The following is a 20370-nucleotide window of genomic DNA, read 5'->3' as shown; positions in this document are numbered from 1 at the left end:
CAGCACTCTGCTTTTATTCCCTTTCCGCCTTAAACTGCTTCTTAAAGCTTTCTATAGCCTCTTTTAGTTTCTCCTCTGTTTCTCCATCAAGATTTCCTGTAGTAACAATAGCTTTTCCTACTTCAGGATACTCATTGTCCATAAACTTTAGGAAGTTTGCTTCAAAATCTCTAACATCTTCTACTGCAATATCAGTTAGATATTTCTTAGTTGTAGCGTATATAATCATTACTTGCTTTTCAACAGGCATTGGATCGTACTGTGGTTGCTTTAATATTTCAAGAATTCTTTCCCCTTGGGATAAACGTTCTTGAGTTTCTTTATCTAAATCTGATCCGAATTGAGCAAAGGCTGCAAGCTCTCTATATTGAGCAAGTTCAAGTCTTAGAGTACCAGCTACTTTTTTCATAGCTTTAATTTGAGCATTACCACCAACCCTAGATACTGAAATACCAGGGTTTACCGCAGGTCTAACACCAGCATTAAAAAGCTCTGTCTCCAAGAATATCTGACCATCTGTAATAGAAATTACGTTAGTTGGAATATATGCAGAAACATCTCCTGCTTGGGTTTCAATAAGAGGTAGTGCAGTTAAGGAACCTCCGCCTCTTTCATCACTTAGCTTTGCAGCTCTTTCCAGTAATCTACTGTGTAAGTAGAATACATCTCCAGGATAGGCCTCACGTCCCGGTGGCCTTCTAAGTAATAATGACATGGCACGGTATGCTACGGCATGTTTTGAAAGGTCATCATATATGATTAAAACATGCTTTCCGTTTTCCATAAACTCTTCACCCATAGCGCATCCCGCATACGGTGCTAAATATTGGAGTGGTGCAAGTTCATCTGCAGTGGATGATACTATAATAGTATAATCCATAGCACCAGCCTTTTCTAAAGTATCCTTTATCTGTGCTACAGTTGATTTCTTTTGCCCGATAGCCACATAAATACAAATTACGTCTGTATTTTTTTGGTTAATTATTGTATCGATAGCTAGAGCAGTTTTTCCCGTTTGACGGTCACCTATAATAAGCTCTCTTTGCCCTCTGCCGATTGGTATCATAGAGTCTATGGCCTTTATTCCTGTTTGCATAGGCTCGTGAACAGACTTTCTGGCAATAATTCCTGGTGCAACTCTTTCTACTTCACGATAAGTATTAGCATTAATAGGACCTTTACCATCGATAGGTTGTCCTAAAGCATTAACAACACGTCCAAGTAATGCTTCTCCTACTGGAACTTCTACTATTTTTCCAGTACGTTTAACTGTATCACCCTCACGAATAGCTTCATCAGAGCCTAAAAGAACGCAACCAACGTTGTCCTCCTCAAGGTTTAAAGCCATTCCGTATATTGAGTTAGGAAACTCTAAAAGCTCTCCAGCCATACACTTTTCCAGTCCGTGGATTCTGGCAATACCGTCTCCAACCTGGATAACGGTACCAACATCCTTGACCTCTAATTTATTTTCATATCTCTTAATTTGTTCTTTAATAATTGAACTAATTTCCTCAGGTCTGAGATTCACTACTATCACCCCTGTTCCTATACTAATATTTGTGACAATTGCTCTTGCATGTTTGCAAGTCGACTTTTAACAGTTCCATCAATTACTTTATCACCAATTTTTACAAGAACTCCTCCAATAATTGTAGGGTCTACTTGATTTTGTAATTGAATATTTTTTCCTGAAGACATAGAAAGATTTACTTGTAGCTTTAGTAGATCCTGTTTATCCATAGGTATAGCAGTGATTGCTACTGCATCTACCTTGTTTTTAACAGCATCAGCTAAGGCTATATACTCCCTAACCATAGACTCAATGTAACCTTCTCTTCCTTTGTCTACAATAATACGTAAGAAGTTAAAAACTTCTTGACTTACTCTATCTTTAAAAATATTAGACACTATATCTTTTTTCTCATCAGCAGAAATTAAAGGACTTTTTAATATTCGATAAAGCTGTGGCTCACTTTTAAAACAGTCTAATATAAAGCTAAGCTCATCCTTTACCTTTTCATAGACCTGCTCTTCAAAAGCAATTTCAAAAAGGGCACTTGCATATCTTTTGGATACTAATTCTGCCATTGTGTTTCCCCTGCCTTATCGATAAATTGCTGGATCATTTGTTGGTGAGCCCCTTGATCTAGATCCTTTTCGATTACCTTTTCTGCCGCAGCAATAGCAAGCTGAGAAATTTCTCCTTTTAACTCATTCATCATTTTCTTCTTTTCTCTTTCAACTTCTAACCTTGCTTTTTCTAGAATTTTTCTTGCTTCTTCCTCAGCAGATAGGATAATTTCGTTTCCTCTATCCTCTGCTCTACGATTAGCCTCTTCAATAATAGTATTTCTTTCCTTTTTAATTTCCTTTAACTTTTCTTCATATTGAGACTTTAATTCATCGGATTCTTTATTTTTAATCTCTGCCTCTTGAATAGACACTTCTATATTCCGTCTACGATTTTCCATAAATTCTGTAACCGGTTTAAATAAAAAATGTCTTAAGGCAAAATAGATTATCAAAGTATTAATAATTTGAAAAATAAAGGTGGCATTTATCTCCACTAATCCCAGCATATTTAAGCCCTCCTTCCAAAGATGTAGGGAGATGACTTCATCTCCCATTTATCTAGTGTTTTATTTTGTCAACATACCTACCAGTGGGTTTGCAAATATTAAGATTAGGGCAATAACTAATGCATAAATACCTGTAGTCTCTGCAACAGCTTGACCAAGTAACATAGTTCTTGTAATATCTCCTTGTGCTTCTGGTTGTCTACCTACTGCCTCAGCACCTTTACCTGCTGCAAATCCTTGTCCAATACCAGGCCCTAAACCTGCTATCATTGCTATTCCTGCTCCAAGAGCAGATGCTCCTAAAACTATTGCTTTTGCCATCATTTCGTTCATAATAAAATTCCTCCTTGTTTGTGTTTAACTTTTAAGTATTTAATCTATTGTATTACAAAATATACTTGTTGCGTGTAATATGTACTACGCCAAGTAATTACTCTTTAGCCATAGCTATAAAAACCATTGTAAGCATAGCAAATATAAAAGATTGAAGCGCACCTGAAAAAAGATCAAAGTACAAATGGAATACAACTGGAATACCAGCTTGAAAAATTGGTATAGTGTTTAGTCCAATCATACCACTAAGCCCTGCTAAGGCTGCATATAGTAGGGACATTATAATAAGTCCTCCTACTAGATTTCCAAATAAACGAAATCCCAAAGATATAGGTGTAGCTAACTCACCTAATAAATTCATTGGAAATAATAAGAAAAATGGTTCAAAATAACCTTTAATATAGGCTTTTATCCCTTTGCTTTTTATTGAAGAAAAGTGAATTATAATAAAGGTCATTATACCTAATGCTAAAGTAGTGTTAAGATCAGCAGTAGGCGGCCTCAATCCCACTAGTCCAATTAGATTAGCAAATAGTATAAACATAAATATAGTACCTATATAAGGGGCAAATGCTTTGTTTTTTTCACCCATTGTACTTATAGTAAGATTATTTATTGCATCTACTATAGCTTCTATAGCATTTTGTACCCCTTTAGGAATTTTTTCAAAATTTCGTGTAGTGACTATAGCTAATATAATTAATACCGCCATTATAATCCATGTAACTACTACTGTTTCTGAAATTTGAAGCCCAGCTATATTTATAAGCCTAGGACCAAAACCTTCCATCAGTTTTCCTCCTTTCTGTAATGTATATTTTTTTATATTTAGCTACTTTATAAAAATTTTTTTAAAAAATTTAACCTCATTAAATAAGCCTTCTTTTAGTATAATAGGTTTTATTGATATTAAACCAATAATTGTACCTAATGCATTTATATGTTCACCTTTTAAGGATATATATATAACTACTGCATTTATAAAAAAGCGTACAATGTATCTACTCCCACTATAAGTTTGAGCCTTATGGGGTGGCATTTTAATAGCTTTATCTATTGTTAGGGCAAGGAGTCTAAAGTTTAAAATTGCTATTAAAGATCCAAAGGCAAGGCCTTTAATAAACGGTATAAACGGACGTATAACTATTAAACTAGCAGCGCCTATTAATAAGTTTAATATAAGGACACCCTTTGCTATTTTAACTTGAATATCCCAAGTATGCCCCATGTTCTCACTTCCTTTTTTTACTTTCAGAACTGCTTTGAGTTATCTTAAATAAACTCATAAATGCTGAAACAACGCCTATTATTATAAAAATAAATAAAAATATAGGCCCCGTCTCTAATCTATCATCTAGCCACTTTCCTATGTATAGACCAATTCCAATGGGTACCATCATAGAAATACCAATTTGACTAATTAATACTAGGTTTTCGAGTGCACTTGTCTTTCTTGCCATATTATCTCCTACTTAACTATAACTTTTGGAATATTTTATCATATTATATGAAACTTTATACGAATTTAAGTAATTTTTATATTACTTATTATAGCATAATTTTCTAATCTGTCTTTAATATTTTTTGAATATTTCTAACCATAACATAATATTTTCATTATTTTTGTGACTTTAGTCATAGATTATACCCTATAGTTTTATGGTCTTTCACTCCTAAGTCCAAAATAGTATAGTAAAGCCTCAACTGTTCTTTTTGATGCGGCACCATCTCCATATGGATTTATAGCATTTGCCATTTTTTCGTATTCATACTTATCATTTAGTAGAAGATTTACTCCTTCTTTGATATTATCCTTCTCTACACCTATTATTTTTACAGTACCTGCCTCGGCAGCCTCTGGTCTTTCTGTTTCTGTTCTCATAACTAAAATAGGCTTTCCTAAAGCTGGTGCCTCTTCTTGTATTCCACCAGAGTCTGTTAATATTAAATATGCTTTATTTAAAAGGTTTGCAAAAGGTTCGTAGTCCAGTGGCTCTATTAAATGAATATTTTCCTGATCTCCCATAATACTATTAGCCAATGAGCGTATATTAGGATTTAAATGTACTGGAAATATTACCTCAACTTCTTTATTTTCCTGAGCCAACTCCTTTACTGAAGTAAATATATCTTCCATAGGTTTACCCCAGTTTTCTCTTCTATGGCATGTCATTACTATTACTTTTTTATTTTCATAATCTATATTATTTAAAAGCTGGTTTTCAAATATATAATCTTTCTTAACTACAGAAAGCAGAGCATCTATTACAGTATTCCCAGTAATAAAAATATTTTTCTCATCTACTCCTTCTTTTATTAAATTATTGTAGTTACCATCTGTAGGGGCAAAATGAATACTTGCAAGGTTCGTTGTAAGCCTTCTATTCATTTCTTCAGGATATGGAGAATAGATATTACCACTTCTTAGTCCAGCCTCGACATGTCCTACTTTAATTTTTTGATAAAAAGCTGCTAGTGCTCCTACAAATGTGGTAGATGTATCGCCATGAACTAAAACAATATGAGGTTTTTCTTTAATTAGAACTTCCTCTATTCCTTTTAATACCTTTACTGTAATATCAGATATAGTCTGCCCATGTTTCATAACATTTAGATCGTAGTTTGGCTTAATATCAAAAAGTTCTACTACCATATCAAGCATTTCACGATGCTGGGCAGTTAAACAAACTATAGACTCTATCTCTTCATATTCTTCCATTTTTTTTACTAGGGGAGCCATCTTTATAGCCTCTGGTCTGGTTCCAAATATAGTCATTACCTTTAACTTTTCCATATTATTCTTCCTTTCCATTTCGCAAAATATCTATATTCTATCTTAACATTGAAATTATTACCTAAAACATTAATACTTATTTCTACAAACATTTTATTTTTCCTTCAAAAAATAGAAAAGAAGGACCTAAGCCCTTCTAAAATATATCCTATACTTTTGCTTTTCTTTCCTCGACTTTTTTCATTAGTCCCATTCTTAATGCTCCAAATAAAACTAGCAATGATATAGAAGCAATAACTAAGTATGCAGCTATTCTAGTTGTAGCATTTGACACTACTACAGCACTACCACCTAATACCATACTTATCGCATATAATGTTACAACAGTTTGTTTTTGGCTAAATCCATGATCTAACAACCTGTGATGGAGATGCCCCTTATCTGCTTCCATAATAGGTCTACCATTTAATAATCTTCTAATTATTGCAAAGGTAGTATCAAATATGGGTACTCCCAGAGCTAGTACAGGTATAGCTACTGCAATGGTAGCAGCTTTTTTAATAACACCTTCCACAGAAATAGTAGCTAATAGAAACCCTATTGCCAAGGAGCCTGTATCTCCCATAAAAATTTGTGCCGGGTTAAAGTTATAGGGTAAAAATCCAGATGATGCCCCTGCTAATATTGCAAGCAAAATAGCAACATTATACTGGCCAATATTGTAGGCAACAGCAGCCAAAGATAAGGAAGCTATAGCAGAAACCCCTGCAGCTAATCCATCTAATCCATCAATTAAGTTCACTGTATTAGTAATACCTACTATCCAAAAAACCGTCATCGGAATTTTTAAGGCCTTTAAAAAAACATATCCACTTTCACTTTTTACTAAAGGAAAGTTAATAAAATCGATAGTTACACCACTATATACTACTATTAAAGCAGCGACTATTTGAGCAGCTAATTTATACTTAGCTGAAATTTGTTTCACATCATCAACTATACCTATCATTACAATTATAGTAACGCCTATTAAGATTCCTTTAAATTCACTGTTAAAGTGTATGTTAGGATTCAATACAGCCATAAATATAGCAGTAATAACAAAGGCCGAGTAAATAGCAATACCACCTAGCCTAGGCATAGGTTTTTTGTGCACTCTTCTATTATCCTTAGGTATATCAATAGCGCCTATTTTGTAGGCTAATTTTTTTGCATAGGGAGTCAATAAGTATGAAATTACTAACGCAATAACAAATGCAGCACTTGCTGCTAAAATAATATTTTGTTTTTCCATGATTTCACTCCTTAGTATTTAGCAAACCCTTCAACTAATTATTTTACACTAATATCTTAAATGTAGCAATCTATTAATATACTTACCAACTATATCCTTTTTAATTCAATTCCGGATTCTTCAAGCATTTCCCAAGAAAGTTCATCAGGATAATCTCCTTTAAATACCAACTTGCTAATTCCTGCATTAATAACCATTTTAGCACACACTACACAGGGCTGAATTGTTACGTAAAGGGTTGCCCCTTCTAGTTTAACTCCGTGAAGTGAGGCCTGAATAATAGCATTTTGCTCTGCATGAAGACCTCTACAAAGTTCATGTCGCTGCCCTGAAGGTATTCCCAGCTGCTCTCTAAGACATCCCGTCTCCTCACAATGCTTTAAACCTGTAGGAGCACCATTATATCCACTAGCTAAAATTCTTTTATCTTTAACAACAACAGCCCCCACCTGTCTACGTAAACAAGTAGAGCGTGTTTTAACTATTTCCGCCATTTCCATAAAATATTCATCCCAAGATGGACGCATAAATTTTCCCCCTTAGCAAGCAAAATTATTCTTATTTCTATATTTTAACATATATTCGAATGTTTTATATCATTTATAGGCCTTTGTAATTAAATCTTAATATTTATTCCAATAAAAGTTATCTGATACTATTGCCTCAGCTTTTATAGCACTTAGAGTTTTATACTTTTTTATACCTTCTTGAATAATAAAAAACATAGGAGCAATTCGCCCTATGTCTTTAGACGTTATATATAATTATTTTGTTCCAAATAGCCTATCTCCAGCATCTCCTAGACCTGGTATAATATAAGCATGATCATTTAATTTTTCATCGATAGCAGCTACATAAATATCTACATCAGGATGTTGTTCTTGAATAGCAGCTATTCCTTCTGGACAAGAAACTAAACATACAAGTTTAATACTTGAAGCTCCTCTGTCTTTAATAAATCTTATTGCAGCATTAGCAGATCCACCAGTAGCTAGCATAGGATCTAGTACAATTAGTTCTCTTTCATGAATATCTGTAGGTAGCTTGACATAGTATTCAACTGGCACCAATGTTTCTGGATCACGATATAGACCAACATGTCCAACCTTTGCAGCTGGTATTAATTCTAAAATACCGTCTACCATTCCAAGACCCGCTCTTAAAATTGGAACTATACCTAATTTTCTACCACATAAAGTTTTAGCCTTCATTTTACAAACTGGGGTTTCTATTTCGATTTCTTCTAAGGAAAGATCTCTTGTAACCTCATATCCCATTAACATCGAAATCTCTTTTACTAATTCTCTAAACTCCTTAGAACCCGTATTCTTATCTCTAATTAAAGTTAATTTGTGCTGTATTAATGGATGATCAATAACAGTTACTTTACCCATATTTTTATTCCTCCTTAGTAAAATCCATGTGTTATTAAATTTCAATTACAGATTTGAGTATTTTCTCTCAATTTCAGTAATTTTATCAATTCTGTTCTGGTGCCTTCCGCCTTCAAACTCAGTTCCTAGCCATGTATCAACAATTTCCAAAGCAAGTCCAGGGCCTACAACCCTCTCACCTAGAGCTATAATGTTAGCATTGTTATGTTGTCTTGTTGCCTTAGCAGAAAAACAGTCTCCAACTAAAGCACACCGTACTCCTGGTACCTTATTAGCAGCAATGGATATACCTATTCCCGTGCCACAAACCAATATTCCTCTATCAAATTCTTCAGCTACTACAGCTTCACCCACTGACCTGGCAAAGTCAGGATAGTCTGTAGATGCAATTGAATCCGTACCAAAATCCTTTATGTCAAATCCTTTTTCCTGTAGGTGTTTTTTGATAAGTTCCTTTAGTCCATACCCACCATGGTCACTTCCTATTGCAATTTTCATATTCACACCCCCATTATTAATTTCAAATCTAAACTAAAAATCGTCTAATGCTATTGCATCCACTCATGCCTCACTGAAATTTTTAACTTTCGTTTAAAATTTCAAGTACTTAGAGTATTCCTAACTTACTATTCACTTATAAGTCTTCAATAATTAGAAAGTTTATACTTTAAACTTAAGGCAATTAAACATAAACCTAAGTTATATTCTACATTAATTTAAAAAATCCTTCAAACTTTATTTTATTTTTTCAACTAGTATTTGTAGATATTGTTCTATCTCCTTAGCACTTTCCCTATAAATATCTAAGGATCGTCCAAAAGGATCTTTTATATCATAATCACTATTTTGATAAGACAAATCCGATATAGGAAATTTTTCTCTACTATATAAAGCATACTCCTTTAGAGTAAATACCTTATCCTTTGCCTTAGGGCACATATGTAATATTGCCATCTTATGATTTAATGTCATAGTTAAAATTAAATCTGCTTCTTTAATTAATTTTGGAGTTAAGGGAGTGGATCGATGATCCCCTATATCTATGTCTTTTTCCTTTAGCACTTTTATTGCATGTTGAGATGCATTATCTCCCTCCCATGCACATGTACCAGCAGAAATTACATTAATGCTTTTAAAGTTATTCTCTTTACTTTTTAACATATGCTTAAATAATCCCTCTGCCATACTACTTCTACAAGTATTGCCTGTACATACAAATAAAATGGTCTTCATAAAGTTTGCCTCCTTCTCCACCTTTTATCCAAAGTATTAATAATCTCTAGTCTTATATATCTCAAATATTATTATTTCTATTTTAACACATATTAAGCCCTCTGTAGCTAATTAAACCATTAGAGGGCCTATATTTATCTATTCATTAAATGACAAGCTACATAGTGTCCCCTAGCTACCTGTTTAAAAGCTGGTTCTTCTTCCTTGCAAATTTTCATACAATATCTACACCTTGTATGAAATCTGCAACCATTAGGTGGATTTTGTGGACTGGGAACATCCCCTTCTAAGATGATAGACTCCTTTTTCGCTCCTACCTTCGGTATAGGAATTGCAGAAAATAAGGCTTTTGTATAGGGATGAAGGGGATAGCTATAAATTTCATCGCTAGTACTTAACTCCACTAGTTTACCTAAATACATTACCCCTACTCTATCACTTAGATGTTTTACAACACTTAGGTTATGGGCTATAAAAATATATGTTAGGTTAAATTCCTGTTGTAGCTCATTTAGTAGATTAAGTATTTGAGACTGTATAGAAACATCTAGGGCAGAAACAGGTTCGTCTGCAATTATAAGCTTAGGGTTAAGAGCCAACGCTCTAGCTATGCCTATTCTTTGCCTTTGCCCTCCGCTAAACTCATGAGGGTAACGTATTAAGTGAGAAGGATCTAAGCCAACAACTTTTAGCAATCCTTTAACTATATCTTCTCTATCTTTATTACTCATTTTAGGTTGATGGATTTTAAAGGGCTGACCTATAATATCTCTTACCATTTTTCTTGGGTTTAAAGATGAGTAGGGATCTTGAAAAATCATCTGCATTTCTCGACGAAGCTTAACAAATTCTTTTCTTGGCATAGATAAAATATCTTTATCTTCAAAGATTACACTTCCAGCCGTGGGTTCTACAAGACGTAAAATAGTTCTTGCCGTGGTAGACTTGCCACATCCACTTTCTCCAACAAGCCCTAGTGTCTCTCCCTTAAAAACTTGAAATGAAACATCATCTACAGCTTTAACATAACCCTTAGTTGCTCCAAACATACCCCCTGTAATTGGAAAATATGTTTTTAGTCCCCTAACTTCTAGAAGCTTATCCTTCACTACCTCTTCCCCCTTCCTACCCTAAGCCAGCAAGCACATTTTCTGCTACCATCTCCTAAAGAAATTAGTTCTGGTCTATTTTCCTTGCATATATCCATAGCATACTTACATCTTGGGTTAAAGGCGCATCCCTTTGGTAATTCGTCTAAACTAGGCACCATCCCTTCTATAACGTGAAGGGCTTTCTTACCGCTATTATCTAATTGGGGTATTGAATTTAAAAGTCCTATTGTATAAGGGTGCATAGGAGAGTCGAATATTTCCTCTACAGCTCCTTCCTCCACAATTTTACCTGCATACATAACTACTACTCTATCAGCCATTTCTGCTACAACACCTAGATCATGGGTAATAAACATAATAGCTGTTCCGGTTTCTTTTTGCATCTTCCTCATTAAATCTAATATTTGAGCCTGCACTGTTACATCTAAGGCTGTAGTTGGTTCATCAGCTATTAATACCATAGGGTTACAACTTAATGCCATAGCTATCATAACCCTCTGGCGCATACCTCCACTTAGTTGGTGAGGATATTCCTTTATCCTTTTCTCTGGAGATGGTATACCTACCTTTCTAAGCATATTAATAGCTATTTCTATGGCATCTACCCTTTTCTTTCTCTGATGTATAATTATAGCTTCAGCAATTTGATCCCCAATTGTATAGACAGGATTAAGAGATGTCATAGGCTCCTGAAAAATCATCGCAATATCTTTTCCCCTAATTTTTCTCATTTCTCCATCTGTTTTAGGTAGAATATCTTCTCCACCAAATAAAATATTCCCTGAAACATATTTACCCGGAGGTGTAGGTACCAGCTTTAATATTGACATTGCTGTAACGCTTTTACCGCAACCTGATTCTCCTACAACACATAAAGTTTCACCTCTATTTATTTTAAAGGACACGCCATCTACAGCTGGCATAATTCCATCCTGGGTATAAAAGTGAGTTCTTAAATTTTTAACTTCTAATAAAACATTATTCTCCATAATTTATTTCCCTCCTATTTAGTCCTTCATTCTAGGATCTAATACATCCCTTAATCCGTCTCCAAATAGATTAAAGCCATATACAGTTAATGCTATGGCTACACCTGGAAATATAATTAGGTGGGGGGAACTCCAAATATATTGTCTACCAAAGTTCATCATAGATCCCCAAGTAGGTGCTGGTGGCTGTACTCCAAGACCTAAAAAGGCTAGACCCGCCTCCGCCATAATTGCTCCAGAAATCCCCATAGTAGTAGAAATAATTACAGGAGCCATACAGCTAGGCAAAATTTCAGTAAATATAATTCTAAGATGGGATGCACCTAGAGAGTGGGCTGCCTCAACAAACTCAAGTTGTCTTAGAGCTAAAAACTGTCCCCTTATAAGCCTAGCCATACCAGACCAGCCTACAAATCCTAGAGCAAAAAATACAGTATATATACCAGGTCCCACAGCCATAGAAATAGCTATAGCAAAAAGAAAACTTGGAAAGGCATCCATAATTTCTGCAATACGCATTATAACAGTATCAAGTTTGCCCCCAAAATATCCCGCTATGGCTCCAAGGGTTATTCCAATGGTAAGGGTTACTGCTCTAGATGCAAGGCCTATAGTTAAAGATATTCTAGACCCATACAGAACCCTGGAGAAGACATCCCTTCCCATCCAATCGGTACCAAACCAATGGTCTTTGCTAGGTGGCTGCAAATTTTTAGTTAAGTCATAACTATTAATAGGGTCGTATGGGGATAATAGGGGAGCAAATATTGCAATTAAAATAAGAAAAATTATAATGTATAGTCCAATCATAGCACTTCTATCTCTTCTTAATCTTCTTTTAGCCATGGTCCAAGGTGTATTTTTTCGCATTAATTACCCCTCCTTTAGTTAAAGCGAATTCGTGGATTTATAATGGCATAGGCAATATCTACAAATAGATTTGCAAACACAAATATGAGAGCTTGAAAAACAAAACAGCCCATAACTACAGGTACATCTCTAGCAAATACAGCATTTATAGTAAAGGATCCTATGCCTGGGAGTGCAAAAATAGTTTCTGTTAAGGCAGAGCCTGTGAGCAACGCACCTATACTCATAATTAGATTAGTAATTATAGGAATCATAGCATTTCTCATGGCATGCTTATATATAACTATTTTTTCTGAAACACCCTTTGCTCTAGCTGTACGAATATAGTCTTGTCTTATAACCTCAAGCATACAAGATCGGGTTAGCCTAGCATTAAATACAGCACTGTTTAGTCCAAGAACAAGAGATGGCAATAAATAGTGCTTTAATCCTCCATCACCTACACCAGAAATGGGAAGTAATTTCAGCCACACACCAAATATATACATCATTAATAATCCTGAAAATATAACTGGGGTAGAAACACCGATAAGTGTAATAGATCGTAACATTTGATCCATAGGAGTATTTTGCCTTACTGCAGATATAACCCCTACAAGTATACCTATAATTACGGAAATAATAAAAGAAAAGATGGCAAGTTTAATTGTGACTGGAAAACGTATAGCTATAGATTTAGCTACACTTTGATGGTTAACATTGGATTTTCCAAGATCCCCCCTAGTAAGTTTAGACATATAGATTAAGTATTGCTCATGAAAAGGCTTGTCTAAGCCTAGTTCCATTGTTGTTTTTTCAATAATCTCTGCACTGGCTCTCTCTCCAACTATCAGAGTTACTACATCCCCTGGCACTACGTATAGAAGTAAAAATGTAACTAGAGTAACACCAATGATTACAGGAATGAGTAGAAGTAATCGACGTGCTAAATATGAAAGCAATATCTATCCCTCCTTACAAGCTATATGTAAATTAATATAGTTACAGGGGCTTTTGCCCCTGCAATCTAAATACTATATTTATTTATCCAACCAAATATCTAACTTCTTATCTGCATTAAATATACGATAAATTTGAACTCCCTGTACTTTAGGCTTATATACAGTCCAGTTTCTACTTAAGTACATCCATATACGTGGAGAATCTTCTATTACGATATCTTCAATTTGTTGGTATAATTTAATTCTCTCCTTGTAATCTTGAGTTTTATGAGAAAGTTCTAAAAGTGCATCAACTTCTGGGTTAGAATATCTGGTTTCGTTTCCTCCACCGTTTGTCATAGTAGAATGGAATAATGGATAAAGATAGTTTTCAGCATCTGGATAGTCTGCTCCCCAGCTTAAATAAAACAAATCTGGTTCTCCCTGTCTTACAGCTGCTCTATAGGCATTCCATTCCATAGATACAAGTTCTACTTTGAAACCTACTTCATTAAGCATAGCTTGAACTGGCTCTAACAAAGCTACGTTAGATGCAGACTCTGCATGGTAAAACTTAACCTTTAATGGATTTTCCTTAGAATAGCCTTCCTCTAAAAGAATTTCCTTAGCCTTTTCTGGATTATATGAATAGGAAGTTATATCCGATCTATATCCATCAAGTCCTGGGGGAATTGGCCCATGACTCGCTACGGATGTGTTTGGAATTACGGCATTAAGTATAGCCTCTCGATTTATTGCATAATGCACTGCTTGGCGAAGATTTTTGTTATCAAAGGGTGCTTTGTCATTCATGGTGCCTATATAGTAGTTCCAGAAGGTATTGTTATTAATAATATATGGTTTATACTCTGAGTTATTAGCAAAGCGATCTATTTCTACTGACGGTATAGATAGCGCATCAAGATTACCTGCCTCAAATTCTGCAATAGCAGTAGAATTATCTTTTATAACCCTATAGTTAATTCCATCTAAAAATGGCCTGCCAGCAAAATATTCTTCATTGGCCTTAACAACAAATCTATCCCCTGGTTTAAATTCTACAAAAGCATAAGGTCCTGTTCCAACCGGCTTTAATGCATAGTCATTTTGATCTGAATATTTTTCAATCTCATTTTTATCTACAATATGTGCCGCAGGCATCCCCATCATAGATAGAAATGGAGCAAAGGGTTCTTCTAAAGTAATTTTTATTTTATAGTCGTCAATTACTTCTATTCCAGTAACCTCTTCAGCTGTTCCTTCCATAAAGTCCTTAGCTCCCATTATTTTGTCAAAAACCCAAGTCCGTGGGCTAGCAACATCTGGATCTAATACTCTTTCAAAGGAGTATTTAATATCATGGGCAGTGACTTTATTTCCATTATGGAATTTAGCATTGTCTACTAGGTCGAATACCAATGTTTTATCATCTGGAAGCTCCCAAGATTTAGCTAAACCCGGAACTATTTTTCCATCTATATCGAAACGGACTAATGCATCGTAAAGAAGGGAAACTATTTCCCCATCTAAAGCAGCTGTAGCAAAGGCTGGGTCAAGTGTATTAAAGTCAGATCCAATATAAGACTCATAAATACCCCCGTATTTAGAGGTTTCTCCTTGTGTATGCGTATCACCAGTTTTGACTTCTTCCGTATTTTCTACCTTTCCTCTACAGGCTGTAATGGTTAGGGCAAGGCTTAGAATAATGGTTATCATTAACAAGGACCTTCTCCTCTTAAACAAATTCTTCACTCCTTTTCTTTTATGATATATTTAAAAATACCTTAAATACATCTAAAAACTCTGTAGAATTAAAACTAATAGTACTAGAATCTATAGCTTTTACCCCCGGAATTCTGGCAGCTGCCATATCAGTTAGTATAATGTTTTGGAAGGCAACCTCCATTGCGTATGGTCCTTCTAATCGTTTCGGCTTAAAGTTTTTTATGCCCTTTACTGCTTTTTTTGCAGTAGCTTCAATATCTTTATAAACCTCTTTAAGTGGTCTAGATTGGGCTGCGCTTCGGGTTATATATCGTTTTACTGCCACTGTTTCTACTTCTCCAAAAAATGCCCTTACTTCTTCACATAGTTTATCATCCCCTGTTGCCATTATAAGAGGTACATTAAAGCATCCTGCTACTAGTCCATTTAAACCAGCTTCTCCTAGTTCATATCCGTTAATCTTTAAGCTTCTAATTATACCTGAATAGGTGTGAGATATTACCCCTGGTGCTCCAGCTCTGGCATGGTATCCAACAAGTATTACACCATCAAAACCCATGTCTACACCTTCCATCATTGATAGAGGCTTTTTATTACCAGAAATTAAACTAGCTCTATGATCTAAATCTTCTATTATAATGTTTCTCATAGTATTATGAGAATCGTTCACTAACACCTCTGTGGCTCCCCCAGAAAATGCTCCTCTAATGGCGGCGTTTACCTCCTCAGTCATTAATTTTCTAGATTGCATAAACTCTGGGCCTTCTTCTGTTTGATCTCCATGAACAATCCCTGCAATTCCTTCCATATCAGCAGATATGTATATTTTCATATTATTCATCCTTTCTTTACAATGTATTTCTATATGTATCTCTTCTATTTTATTATTCTATATTCTTTTTTCCAATAGTATGATTGTTAGTTTTTTAATTTTTAGTCATTTCTATTAGTGTATGTTAAAGATGGATATATGTGCAATAAAAAAACCGAATGACGAATCATTCGGCTTCTATTATTCGGTAGCCCGCTGCTTTTTTTAATCTGTTCATTATAGCCTGTCCAATTTCTACATTGTCTACAGCCTCGGATAAAATAATCTCTACATCAGTATCATCAAATTCTCTTAACACTTTAAATAGGTTAGCTGCTATTGTTTCTGGGTGTTTTCTACTCCCCATGGATTTGACTATACCTTCCTCATATTTATCCCTAGTTTCGTCGGTGCAAATTACACCAACTATTTTATTTTCTGCTTCGTAACTAAGTCTAATATCTTTTATTTTATTTACGGTGTTATTCAAGTCTCCCTGAATAATTATAACCTCAGCTTTTGGCGCATAGTGGGTATATTTCATGCCTGGCGCTTTAGGAGTTCCATTTATCTCATTAGGATTTTCAACAGCTGGATCTATAACCACTTCTCCTAGCACTTCCTCCAACATTTCCTTAGTAACTCCACCTGGTCGTAGTATCATAGGTACTTGTCCAGTCATATCTAAAACAGTTGACTCCACACCAACATTACAAGCTCCTCCTGCAATTATGGCATCTACTTTGCCTATTAGGTCCTCTATTACATGCTCCGCCTTAGTAGGACTTGGTCTACCAGAAATATTAGCACTTGGAGCTGCTATAGGTACTCCAGACTCCTCAATAAGCCTAATGGCTATAGGATGACTAGGCATTCTAATGGCCACCGTAGAAAGTCCAGCGGATATTTCATATGGAATAATACTACTTTTTTCGAAAATAAGTGTTAAAGGCCCAGGCCAAAATTTTTCTATAACTCTATGAGCCTTTTCGGGTATTTCTTTTACTAATGGTAATATTTCCTCTGTCTTAGCGACATGAACTATTAGTGGATTATCAGAGGGTCTTCCCTTAGCCTCAAATATTTTTTTTACAGCCTTTGAGTCCAAGGCGTTAGCTCCTAGACCATATACAGTTTCTGTAGGGAATGCGACTGTCCCTCCCTGTTTTAGAATATTTGCACATTCATTCATTAACCTACTATCTATTTCAGTAGGATATATTTCTACAATCATTGTGTCCTTCATTAATCTATTGTCCTCCTTTTAACCCCTGCCTTATTACATCTCTCGCAATTGGAGCTGCCGCTGCTCCACCACTTTTTCCTTCAGACTCTAAAATAACCGCAACTGCAATCTGCGGATCATTGGCAGGTGCAAAACCTATAAACCAAGAATGATTTGCTCCAGTTTCATTTTGCGCAGTCCCGGTTTTTCCTGCAACATCTACTCCCCATATACTTGCATTGCTACCTGTCCCTTGGTTTACTGCTGCCACCATCATATCTGTTACTTCACCAGCTACAGTTTCAGCAATAACTTGAGTACCTTCACTTTTGGCAGATGATAATATCCTTCCATCGGCACTTCTAACTTCCTCTACTATATAAGGAGACATCATAACTCCTTTGTTAGCAAAGGTAGAAGCTACAGCAGCCATATGCATTGGGGTTACTAATAGCTTGCCTTGACCTATGGACACAGCAGCTATGTCAGTAGGACTCATACCTTGACTATAAGGATATCTGCTTTGAACAATGGGCATATCAGACTTCAACTTTCCACCAATTAAAAAGGCTTTAGAAATATCTGTCACTGCTTTACTTCCTAGTTCTACTCCCATTCTTGCAAAGTTAGTGTTACAAGACACTATTATAGATTGTTTTAAATCTAAATAACCATGTCCAGTTTTATTAGCATCCGTTAAAACATATCCGTCTATAGTTATAGAACCTGTACAGTCATAATTAGTGTCTACATTAGCGTTTTGAAGCACACCGGCAGCTATAATAGGCTTATATATAGATCCTGGTGGATATAGCCCAGACAGACTTCTATTAAGTAAAGGACTTTTTTCATCTTCCGCCAGTTTGGACCAATCATCTGCTAGATTATTTGGATTATAATCAGGCTTACTTACCATAGCCAGTACTTCTCCGGTTTTAGGGTTCATAGCTACAATAGATCCTGTTTTTCCATCTAATAAGCTTTCCGCCTTTTTCTGCAATTCATGGTCCATAGTAAGTAGTAGATTATGTCCCTTAATACGCTCACCTGTAATACTTTCTTTAATTTTAGCTATAGTATTATCACCTGTTAAAGCTAATAATTGATCGTTATAGTAAGACTCTATACCTGCCTTCCCATATTGCTTAGAGCTATAACCTATAATATGGCTATATAATCTGTTGTGAGTATATAGTCTTTTCATTGCACCATCTTCCCCAACTTGGGTTTCTGCTAATACAACACCATTACGATCATAAATAGTTCCCCTTATAGTTTTGTCCTCTCTAGCGAATTGTCTTTTGTTATAAGGGTTTTGTGCCATTTCATCCGCTCTAAATATTTGAATATAAGTTAAATAACCTATTATACTAAAAAACAAAAGACTCACAAACACAATTACATGAACTATTTTTCTATTACTCTCCAACTAAAGCTACCTCCTCTCCCTCTAAGGTCTTTTTAGAAATAGCCTGTAAAATGCCAAAGGCGATAAAGGCTGAAATCAAAGAGGTTCCACCATAACTAATAAAAGGAAGCGTAACCCCAGTAAGTGGGATTAGCTTAATAACTCCACCAACTATAATAAATGTTTGGTATCCATATATTAAAGTGATACCAAGAGCAACAATTTTTTTGAAAGGTTCCTTAATTGTTAGAGCTATTTTAAATCCTCTATAGGTTAATATAAAATAAAGAAGCACTACGGCCATTCCGCCAAATACACCCATCTCTTCACATATGGCAGAAAAAATAAAATCCGTATGTACCTCTGGAATATATTGTGGGTTACCAAGGCCTAAACCTGTTCCAAAGAATCCTCCTGCTGCAATAGCAAATAGAGATTGAGTAATTTGATATCCTCTCCCAGAAATATCCTTCCAAGGGTTAATCCATGTGGTTAATCTAACTTCTACATGGCTCATAGTAAAATAACTCAATATGCCTATTACTACTGCCAAACCTAAATTGTACAAAAGTAGCTTTTGATCTTCCTCATAAATATAGAATATACTCAGAAATACAATGTAAAAGAGCATAGATATACCTAGCTCTCTTTGAAGTAGCAGGAAGAAAATATGCATATAAACTAGACCTAAAAATACATATACATTTTTAATCTTTTCCTTGTATTTGTATAACTGTTTAGAAAGAACTACCTCCTCATCAGAACTAAGTCTTAGTTTATAGTATGAAGCAATAAAAAACACAAAGCTTATTTTAATTATCTCCGCAGGTTGAAAGGAGAATCCACCTATATTAATCCAGTTAGTTGCTCCCTTTATGTTAGTTCCCAAAGCAAAGGTTGCTAAAAACAGTAGAATATTAAAACCGATGTAAAAAAATATATAACGATCCCAATTTTTTATAAGTCTAAAAAATATATAGGATAAAAAATATAGGATAACCCCAAGTCCATATATTTTAATTTGTTTAAGTCCATAGGATGGATTTAAACGATAGAGCATTATAATACCTAGGCTAGTTAACATAGATATAATTAAAAATATATACTGATCCCCCATCTGCCTTTTTACAATAACAACATAGGAGACCAGCATTAGCCCAATTACCCCTCCACCTGCCGCTAATATTGAATAATCTAATGGCTGAACATATAAATAAAGCAACCCGAAAAACAATAGGTTTACAATTATTAATATGTAAATAGGTCGTCTTATTTTAAATAGGTTATAGATGTTCATTATTCTACCACCTCTTTTACAAATAGAAATTCCACTTGCCCTATGCCAATACGGTCTCCATTTTTAAGTTTAGCTACATCTTCTATCTTTGTACTATTTAAATAGGTTCCATTAACACTACCTTGGTCCTCTAAAAAATATTCTCCCTCGTCCATAGTTATTTTTACATGGTTAGAAGAAATATACTTGTCCAATAGCTGAATGGTGCTTCCCTTTGCTCGTCCAATAGTCGTTACGTCTTTCAGATCATAAAACTCCTGTATATCAAAGTCAAGACGTTCCTTTCTATTAATAAGCTTTAAATAGGGATTATTATATCCTTTTTGATTAATCTTGTTAATAGATTGAATATCTAAATATATAAGCCTAATAATCCCATAAAGGAAATAATATATCAAAATTATAAATAAATATCTTATAATCCATGAAAGGATTTTAAACAT

Annotated in this window: 23 protein-coding genes; all 23 read right to left on the bottom strand. The window is 34.9% G+C overall.

All coding sequences use genetic code 11. From position 1 onward, the window contains the following. Window positions 1–13 precede the first annotated feature (13 nt). The 23 genes from atpA to KQI88_RS09115 all read right to left on the bottom strand — a co-directional run bounded on the left by atpA (window position 14) and on the right by KQI88_RS09115 (window position 20370). Window positions 14–1531 (bottom strand): F0F1 ATP synthase subunit alpha, encoded by a 1518-nt coding sequence (atpA, locus tag KQI88_RS09225; protein WP_216416527.1) that lies wholly within the window; start codon window positions 1529–1531, stop codon window positions 14–16. Window positions 1532–1548: 17 nt separating this feature from the next. Continuing rightward, window positions 1549–2091 carry a F0F1 ATP synthase subunit delta gene (locus KQI88_RS09220; RefSeq protein ID WP_216416525.1) on the bottom strand — a complete coding sequence of 181 codons (543 nt, stop codon included), beginning with the start codon at window positions 2089–2091 and terminating at the stop codon, window positions 1549–1551. Next, a complete protein-coding gene (gene atpF / locus KQI88_RS09215; protein WP_216416522.1) occupies window positions 2079–2582 on the bottom strand; it encodes a F0F1 ATP synthase subunit B in 504 nt (167 codons plus the stop codon). Before atpF ends, KQI88_RS09220 begins: the two co-directional genes overlap by 13 nt. 60 nt (window positions 2583–2642) lie before the next feature. Further along, window positions 2643–2903, bottom strand: coding sequence for an ATP synthase F0 subunit C (gene atpE / locus KQI88_RS09210; protein ID WP_456298290.1), 261 nt, complete (start codon window positions 2901–2903; stop codon window positions 2643–2645). 109 nt (window positions 2904–3012) lie between these two features. Further along, window positions 3013–3705, bottom strand: a complete 693-nt coding sequence (atpB, locus tag KQI88_RS09205; RefSeq protein WP_216416515.1) for a F0F1 ATP synthase subunit A — start codon at window positions 3703–3705, stop codon at window positions 3013–3015. A gap of 42 nt (window positions 3706–3747) precedes the next feature. Further along, window positions 3748–4143, bottom strand: coding sequence for an ATP synthase subunit I (locus tag KQI88_RS09200; protein ID WP_216416514.1), 396 nt, complete (start codon window positions 4141–4143; stop codon window positions 3748–3750). A gap of 4 nt (window positions 4144–4147) precedes the next feature. Continuing rightward, window positions 4148–4375: an AtpZ/AtpI family protein gene (locus KQI88_RS09195; RefSeq protein ID WP_216416511.1), complete on the bottom strand. Its 228-nt coding sequence runs from the start codon at window positions 4373–4375 to the stop codon at window positions 4148–4150. Between the two features lie 197 nt (window positions 4376–4572). Further along, a complete protein-coding gene (gene wecB / locus KQI88_RS09190) occupies window positions 4573–5709 on the bottom strand; it encodes a non-hydrolyzing UDP-N-acetylglucosamine 2-epimerase (RefSeq protein ID WP_216416509.1) in 1137 nt (378 codons plus the stop codon). 148 nt (window positions 5710–5857) lie between these two features. Beyond that, window positions 5858–6943, bottom strand: a complete 1086-nt coding sequence (locus KQI88_RS09185; protein WP_216416505.1) for a glycosyltransferase family 4 protein — start codon at window positions 6941–6943, stop codon at window positions 5858–5860. 89 nt (window positions 6944–7032) lie between these two features. Beyond that, on the bottom strand, window positions 7033–7470 hold the full coding sequence (locus KQI88_RS09180; protein ID WP_216416503.1) for a deoxycytidylate deaminase: 438 nt from the start codon (window positions 7468–7470) through the stop codon (window positions 7033–7035). A 237-nt stretch (window positions 7471–7707) separates the two neighbouring features. After that, window positions 7708–8337 (bottom strand): uracil phosphoribosyltransferase, encoded by a 630-nt coding sequence (upp, locus tag KQI88_RS09175; RefSeq protein ID WP_212380814.1) that lies wholly within the window; start codon window positions 8335–8337, stop codon window positions 7708–7710. 45 nt (window positions 8338–8382) lie between these two features. Continuing rightward, on the bottom strand, window positions 8383–8835 hold the full coding sequence (gene rpiB / locus KQI88_RS09170) for a ribose 5-phosphate isomerase B (RefSeq protein ID WP_216416501.1): 453 nt from the start codon (window positions 8833–8835) through the stop codon (window positions 8383–8385). A 237-nt stretch (window positions 8836–9072) separates the two neighbouring features. Next, window positions 9073–9570: a low molecular weight protein arginine phosphatase gene (locus tag KQI88_RS09165; protein WP_216416499.1), complete on the bottom strand. Its 498-nt coding sequence runs from the start codon at window positions 9568–9570 to the stop codon at window positions 9073–9075. A gap of 134 nt (window positions 9571–9704) precedes the next feature. After that, window positions 9705–10679, bottom strand: a complete 975-nt coding sequence (locus KQI88_RS09160; protein ID WP_216416497.1) for an ABC transporter ATP-binding protein — start codon at window positions 10677–10679, stop codon at window positions 9705–9707. Further along, on the bottom strand, window positions 10679–11671 hold the full coding sequence (locus KQI88_RS09155; RefSeq protein ID WP_216416494.1) for an ABC transporter ATP-binding protein: 993 nt from the start codon (window positions 11669–11671) through the stop codon (window positions 10679–10681). Before KQI88_RS09155 ends, KQI88_RS09160 begins: the two co-directional genes overlap by 1 nt. A gap of 18 nt (window positions 11672–11689) precedes the next feature. Next, window positions 11690–12541, bottom strand: a complete 852-nt coding sequence (locus KQI88_RS09150) for an ABC transporter permease (protein WP_216416491.1) — start codon at window positions 12539–12541, stop codon at window positions 11690–11692. Window positions 12542–12555: 14 nt separating this feature from the next. After that, window positions 12556–13482: an ABC transporter permease gene (locus KQI88_RS09145; RefSeq protein WP_216416489.1), complete on the bottom strand. Its 927-nt coding sequence runs from the start codon at window positions 13480–13482 to the stop codon at window positions 12556–12558. Window positions 13483–13560: 78 nt separating this feature from the next. Beyond that, entirely contained in the window at window positions 13561–15177 is a 1617-nt protein-coding gene (locus tag KQI88_RS09140; RefSeq protein ID WP_216416486.1) for an ABC transporter substrate-binding protein, read from the bottom strand. A gap of 46 nt (window positions 15178–15223) precedes the next feature. Then, window positions 15224–16018 (bottom strand): M55 family metallopeptidase, encoded by a 795-nt coding sequence (locus KQI88_RS09135; RefSeq protein WP_216416480.1) that lies wholly within the window; start codon window positions 16016–16018, stop codon window positions 15224–15226. A 166-nt stretch (window positions 16019–16184) separates the two neighbouring features. After that, window positions 16185–17243, bottom strand: a complete 1059-nt coding sequence (locus KQI88_RS09130; protein ID WP_216416477.1) for an L-threonylcarbamoyladenylate synthase — start codon at window positions 17241–17243, stop codon at window positions 16185–16187. A 4-nt stretch (window positions 17244–17247) separates the two neighbouring features. Next, on the bottom strand, window positions 17248–18651 hold the full coding sequence (locus KQI88_RS09125) for a peptidoglycan D,D-transpeptidase FtsI family protein (protein ID WP_216416474.1): 1404 nt from the start codon (window positions 18649–18651) through the stop codon (window positions 17248–17250). Continuing rightward, on the bottom strand, window positions 18641–19927 hold the full coding sequence (locus KQI88_RS09120; protein ID WP_246579217.1) for an FtsW/RodA/SpoVE family cell cycle protein: 1287 nt from the start codon (window positions 19925–19927) through the stop codon (window positions 18641–18643). Before KQI88_RS09120 ends, KQI88_RS09125 begins: the two co-directional genes overlap by 11 nt. Beyond that, window positions 19927–20370, bottom strand: coding sequence for an FHA domain-containing protein (locus KQI88_RS09115; protein WP_212380825.1), 444 nt, complete (start codon window positions 20368–20370; stop codon window positions 19927–19929). The genes KQI88_RS09120 and KQI88_RS09115 overlap by 1 nt, the downstream gene beginning before the upstream one ends.

The sequence above is a fragment of the Alkaliphilus flagellatus genome, from assembly GCF_018919215.1.
GTDB lineage: Bacteria > Bacillota > Clostridia > Peptostreptococcales > Natronincolaceae > Alkaliphilus_B > Alkaliphilus_B flagellatus.
Note: the sequence above shows the minus strand (reverse complement) of the source record. Positions and strands in the feature narration are given on the sequence as shown.

Bases quoted from the DNA above. Each gene is read 5' to 3' on its own strand.
- KQI88_RS09220 (WP_216416525.1), bottom strand. From the start codon at position 2,091: ATGGCAGAATTAGTATCCAAAAGATATGCAAGTGCCCTTTTTGAAATT.
- atpF (WP_216416522.1), bottom strand. From the start codon at position 2,582: ATGCTGGGATTAGTGGAGATAAATGCCACCTTTATTTTTCAAATTATT.
- atpE (WP_456298290.1), bottom strand. From the start codon at position 2,903: ATGGCAAAAGCAATAGTTTTAGGAGCATCTGCTCTTGGAGCAGGAATA.
- atpB (WP_216416515.1), bottom strand. From the start codon at position 3,705: ATGGAAGGTTTTGGTCCTAGGCTTATAAATATAGCTGGGCTTCAAATT.
- KQI88_RS09200 (WP_216416514.1), bottom strand. From the start codon at position 4,143: ATGGGGCATACTTGGGATATTCAAGTTAAAATAGCAAAGGGTGTCCTT.
- KQI88_RS09195 (WP_216416511.1), bottom strand. From the start codon at position 4,375: ATGGCAAGAAAGACAAGTGCACTCGAAAACCTAGTATTAATTAGTCAA.
- wecB (WP_216416509.1), bottom strand. From the start codon at position 5,709: ATGGAAAAGTTAAAGGTAATGACTATATTTGGAACCAGACCAGAGGCT.
- KQI88_RS09185 (WP_216416505.1), bottom strand. From the start codon at position 6,943: ATGGAAAAACAAAATATTATTTTAGCAGCAAGTGCTGCATTTGTTATT.
- KQI88_RS09180 (WP_216416503.1), bottom strand. From the start codon at position 7,470: ATGCGTCCATCTTGGGATGAATATTTTATGGAAATGGCGGAAATAGTT.
- upp (WP_212380814.1), bottom strand. From the start codon at position 8,337: ATGGGTAAAGTAACTGTTATTGATCATCCATTAATACAGCACAAATTA.
- rpiB (WP_216416501.1), bottom strand. From the start codon at position 8,835: ATGAAAATTGCAATAGGAAGTGACCATGGTGGGTATGGACTAAAGGAA.
- KQI88_RS09165 (WP_216416499.1), bottom strand. From the start codon at position 9,570: ATGAAGACCATTTTATTTGTATGTACAGGCAATACTTGTAGAAGTAGT.
- KQI88_RS09155 (WP_216416494.1), bottom strand. From the start codon at position 11,671: ATGGAGAATAATGTTTTATTAGAAGTTAAAAATTTAAGAACTCACTTT.
- KQI88_RS09150 (WP_216416491.1), bottom strand. From the start codon at position 12,541: ATGCGAAAAAATACACCTTGGACCATGGCTAAAAGAAGATTAAGAAGA.
- KQI88_RS09140 (WP_216416486.1), bottom strand. From the start codon at position 15,177: ATGATAACCATTATTCTAAGCCTTGCCCTAACCATTACAGCCTGTAGA.
- KQI88_RS09135 (WP_216416480.1), bottom strand. From the start codon at position 16,018: ATGAAAATATACATATCTGCTGATATGGAAGGAATTGCAGGGATTGTT.
- KQI88_RS09130 (WP_216416477.1), bottom strand. From the start codon at position 17,243: ATGAAGGACACAATGATTGTAGAAATATATCCTACTGAAATAGATAGT.
- KQI88_RS09120 (WP_246579217.1), bottom strand. From the start codon at position 19,927: ATGAACATCTATAACCTATTTAAAATAAGACGACCTATTTACATATTA.
- KQI88_RS09115 (WP_212380825.1), bottom strand. From the start codon at position 20,370: ATGTTTAAAATCCTTTCATGGATTATAAGATATTTATTTATAATTTTG.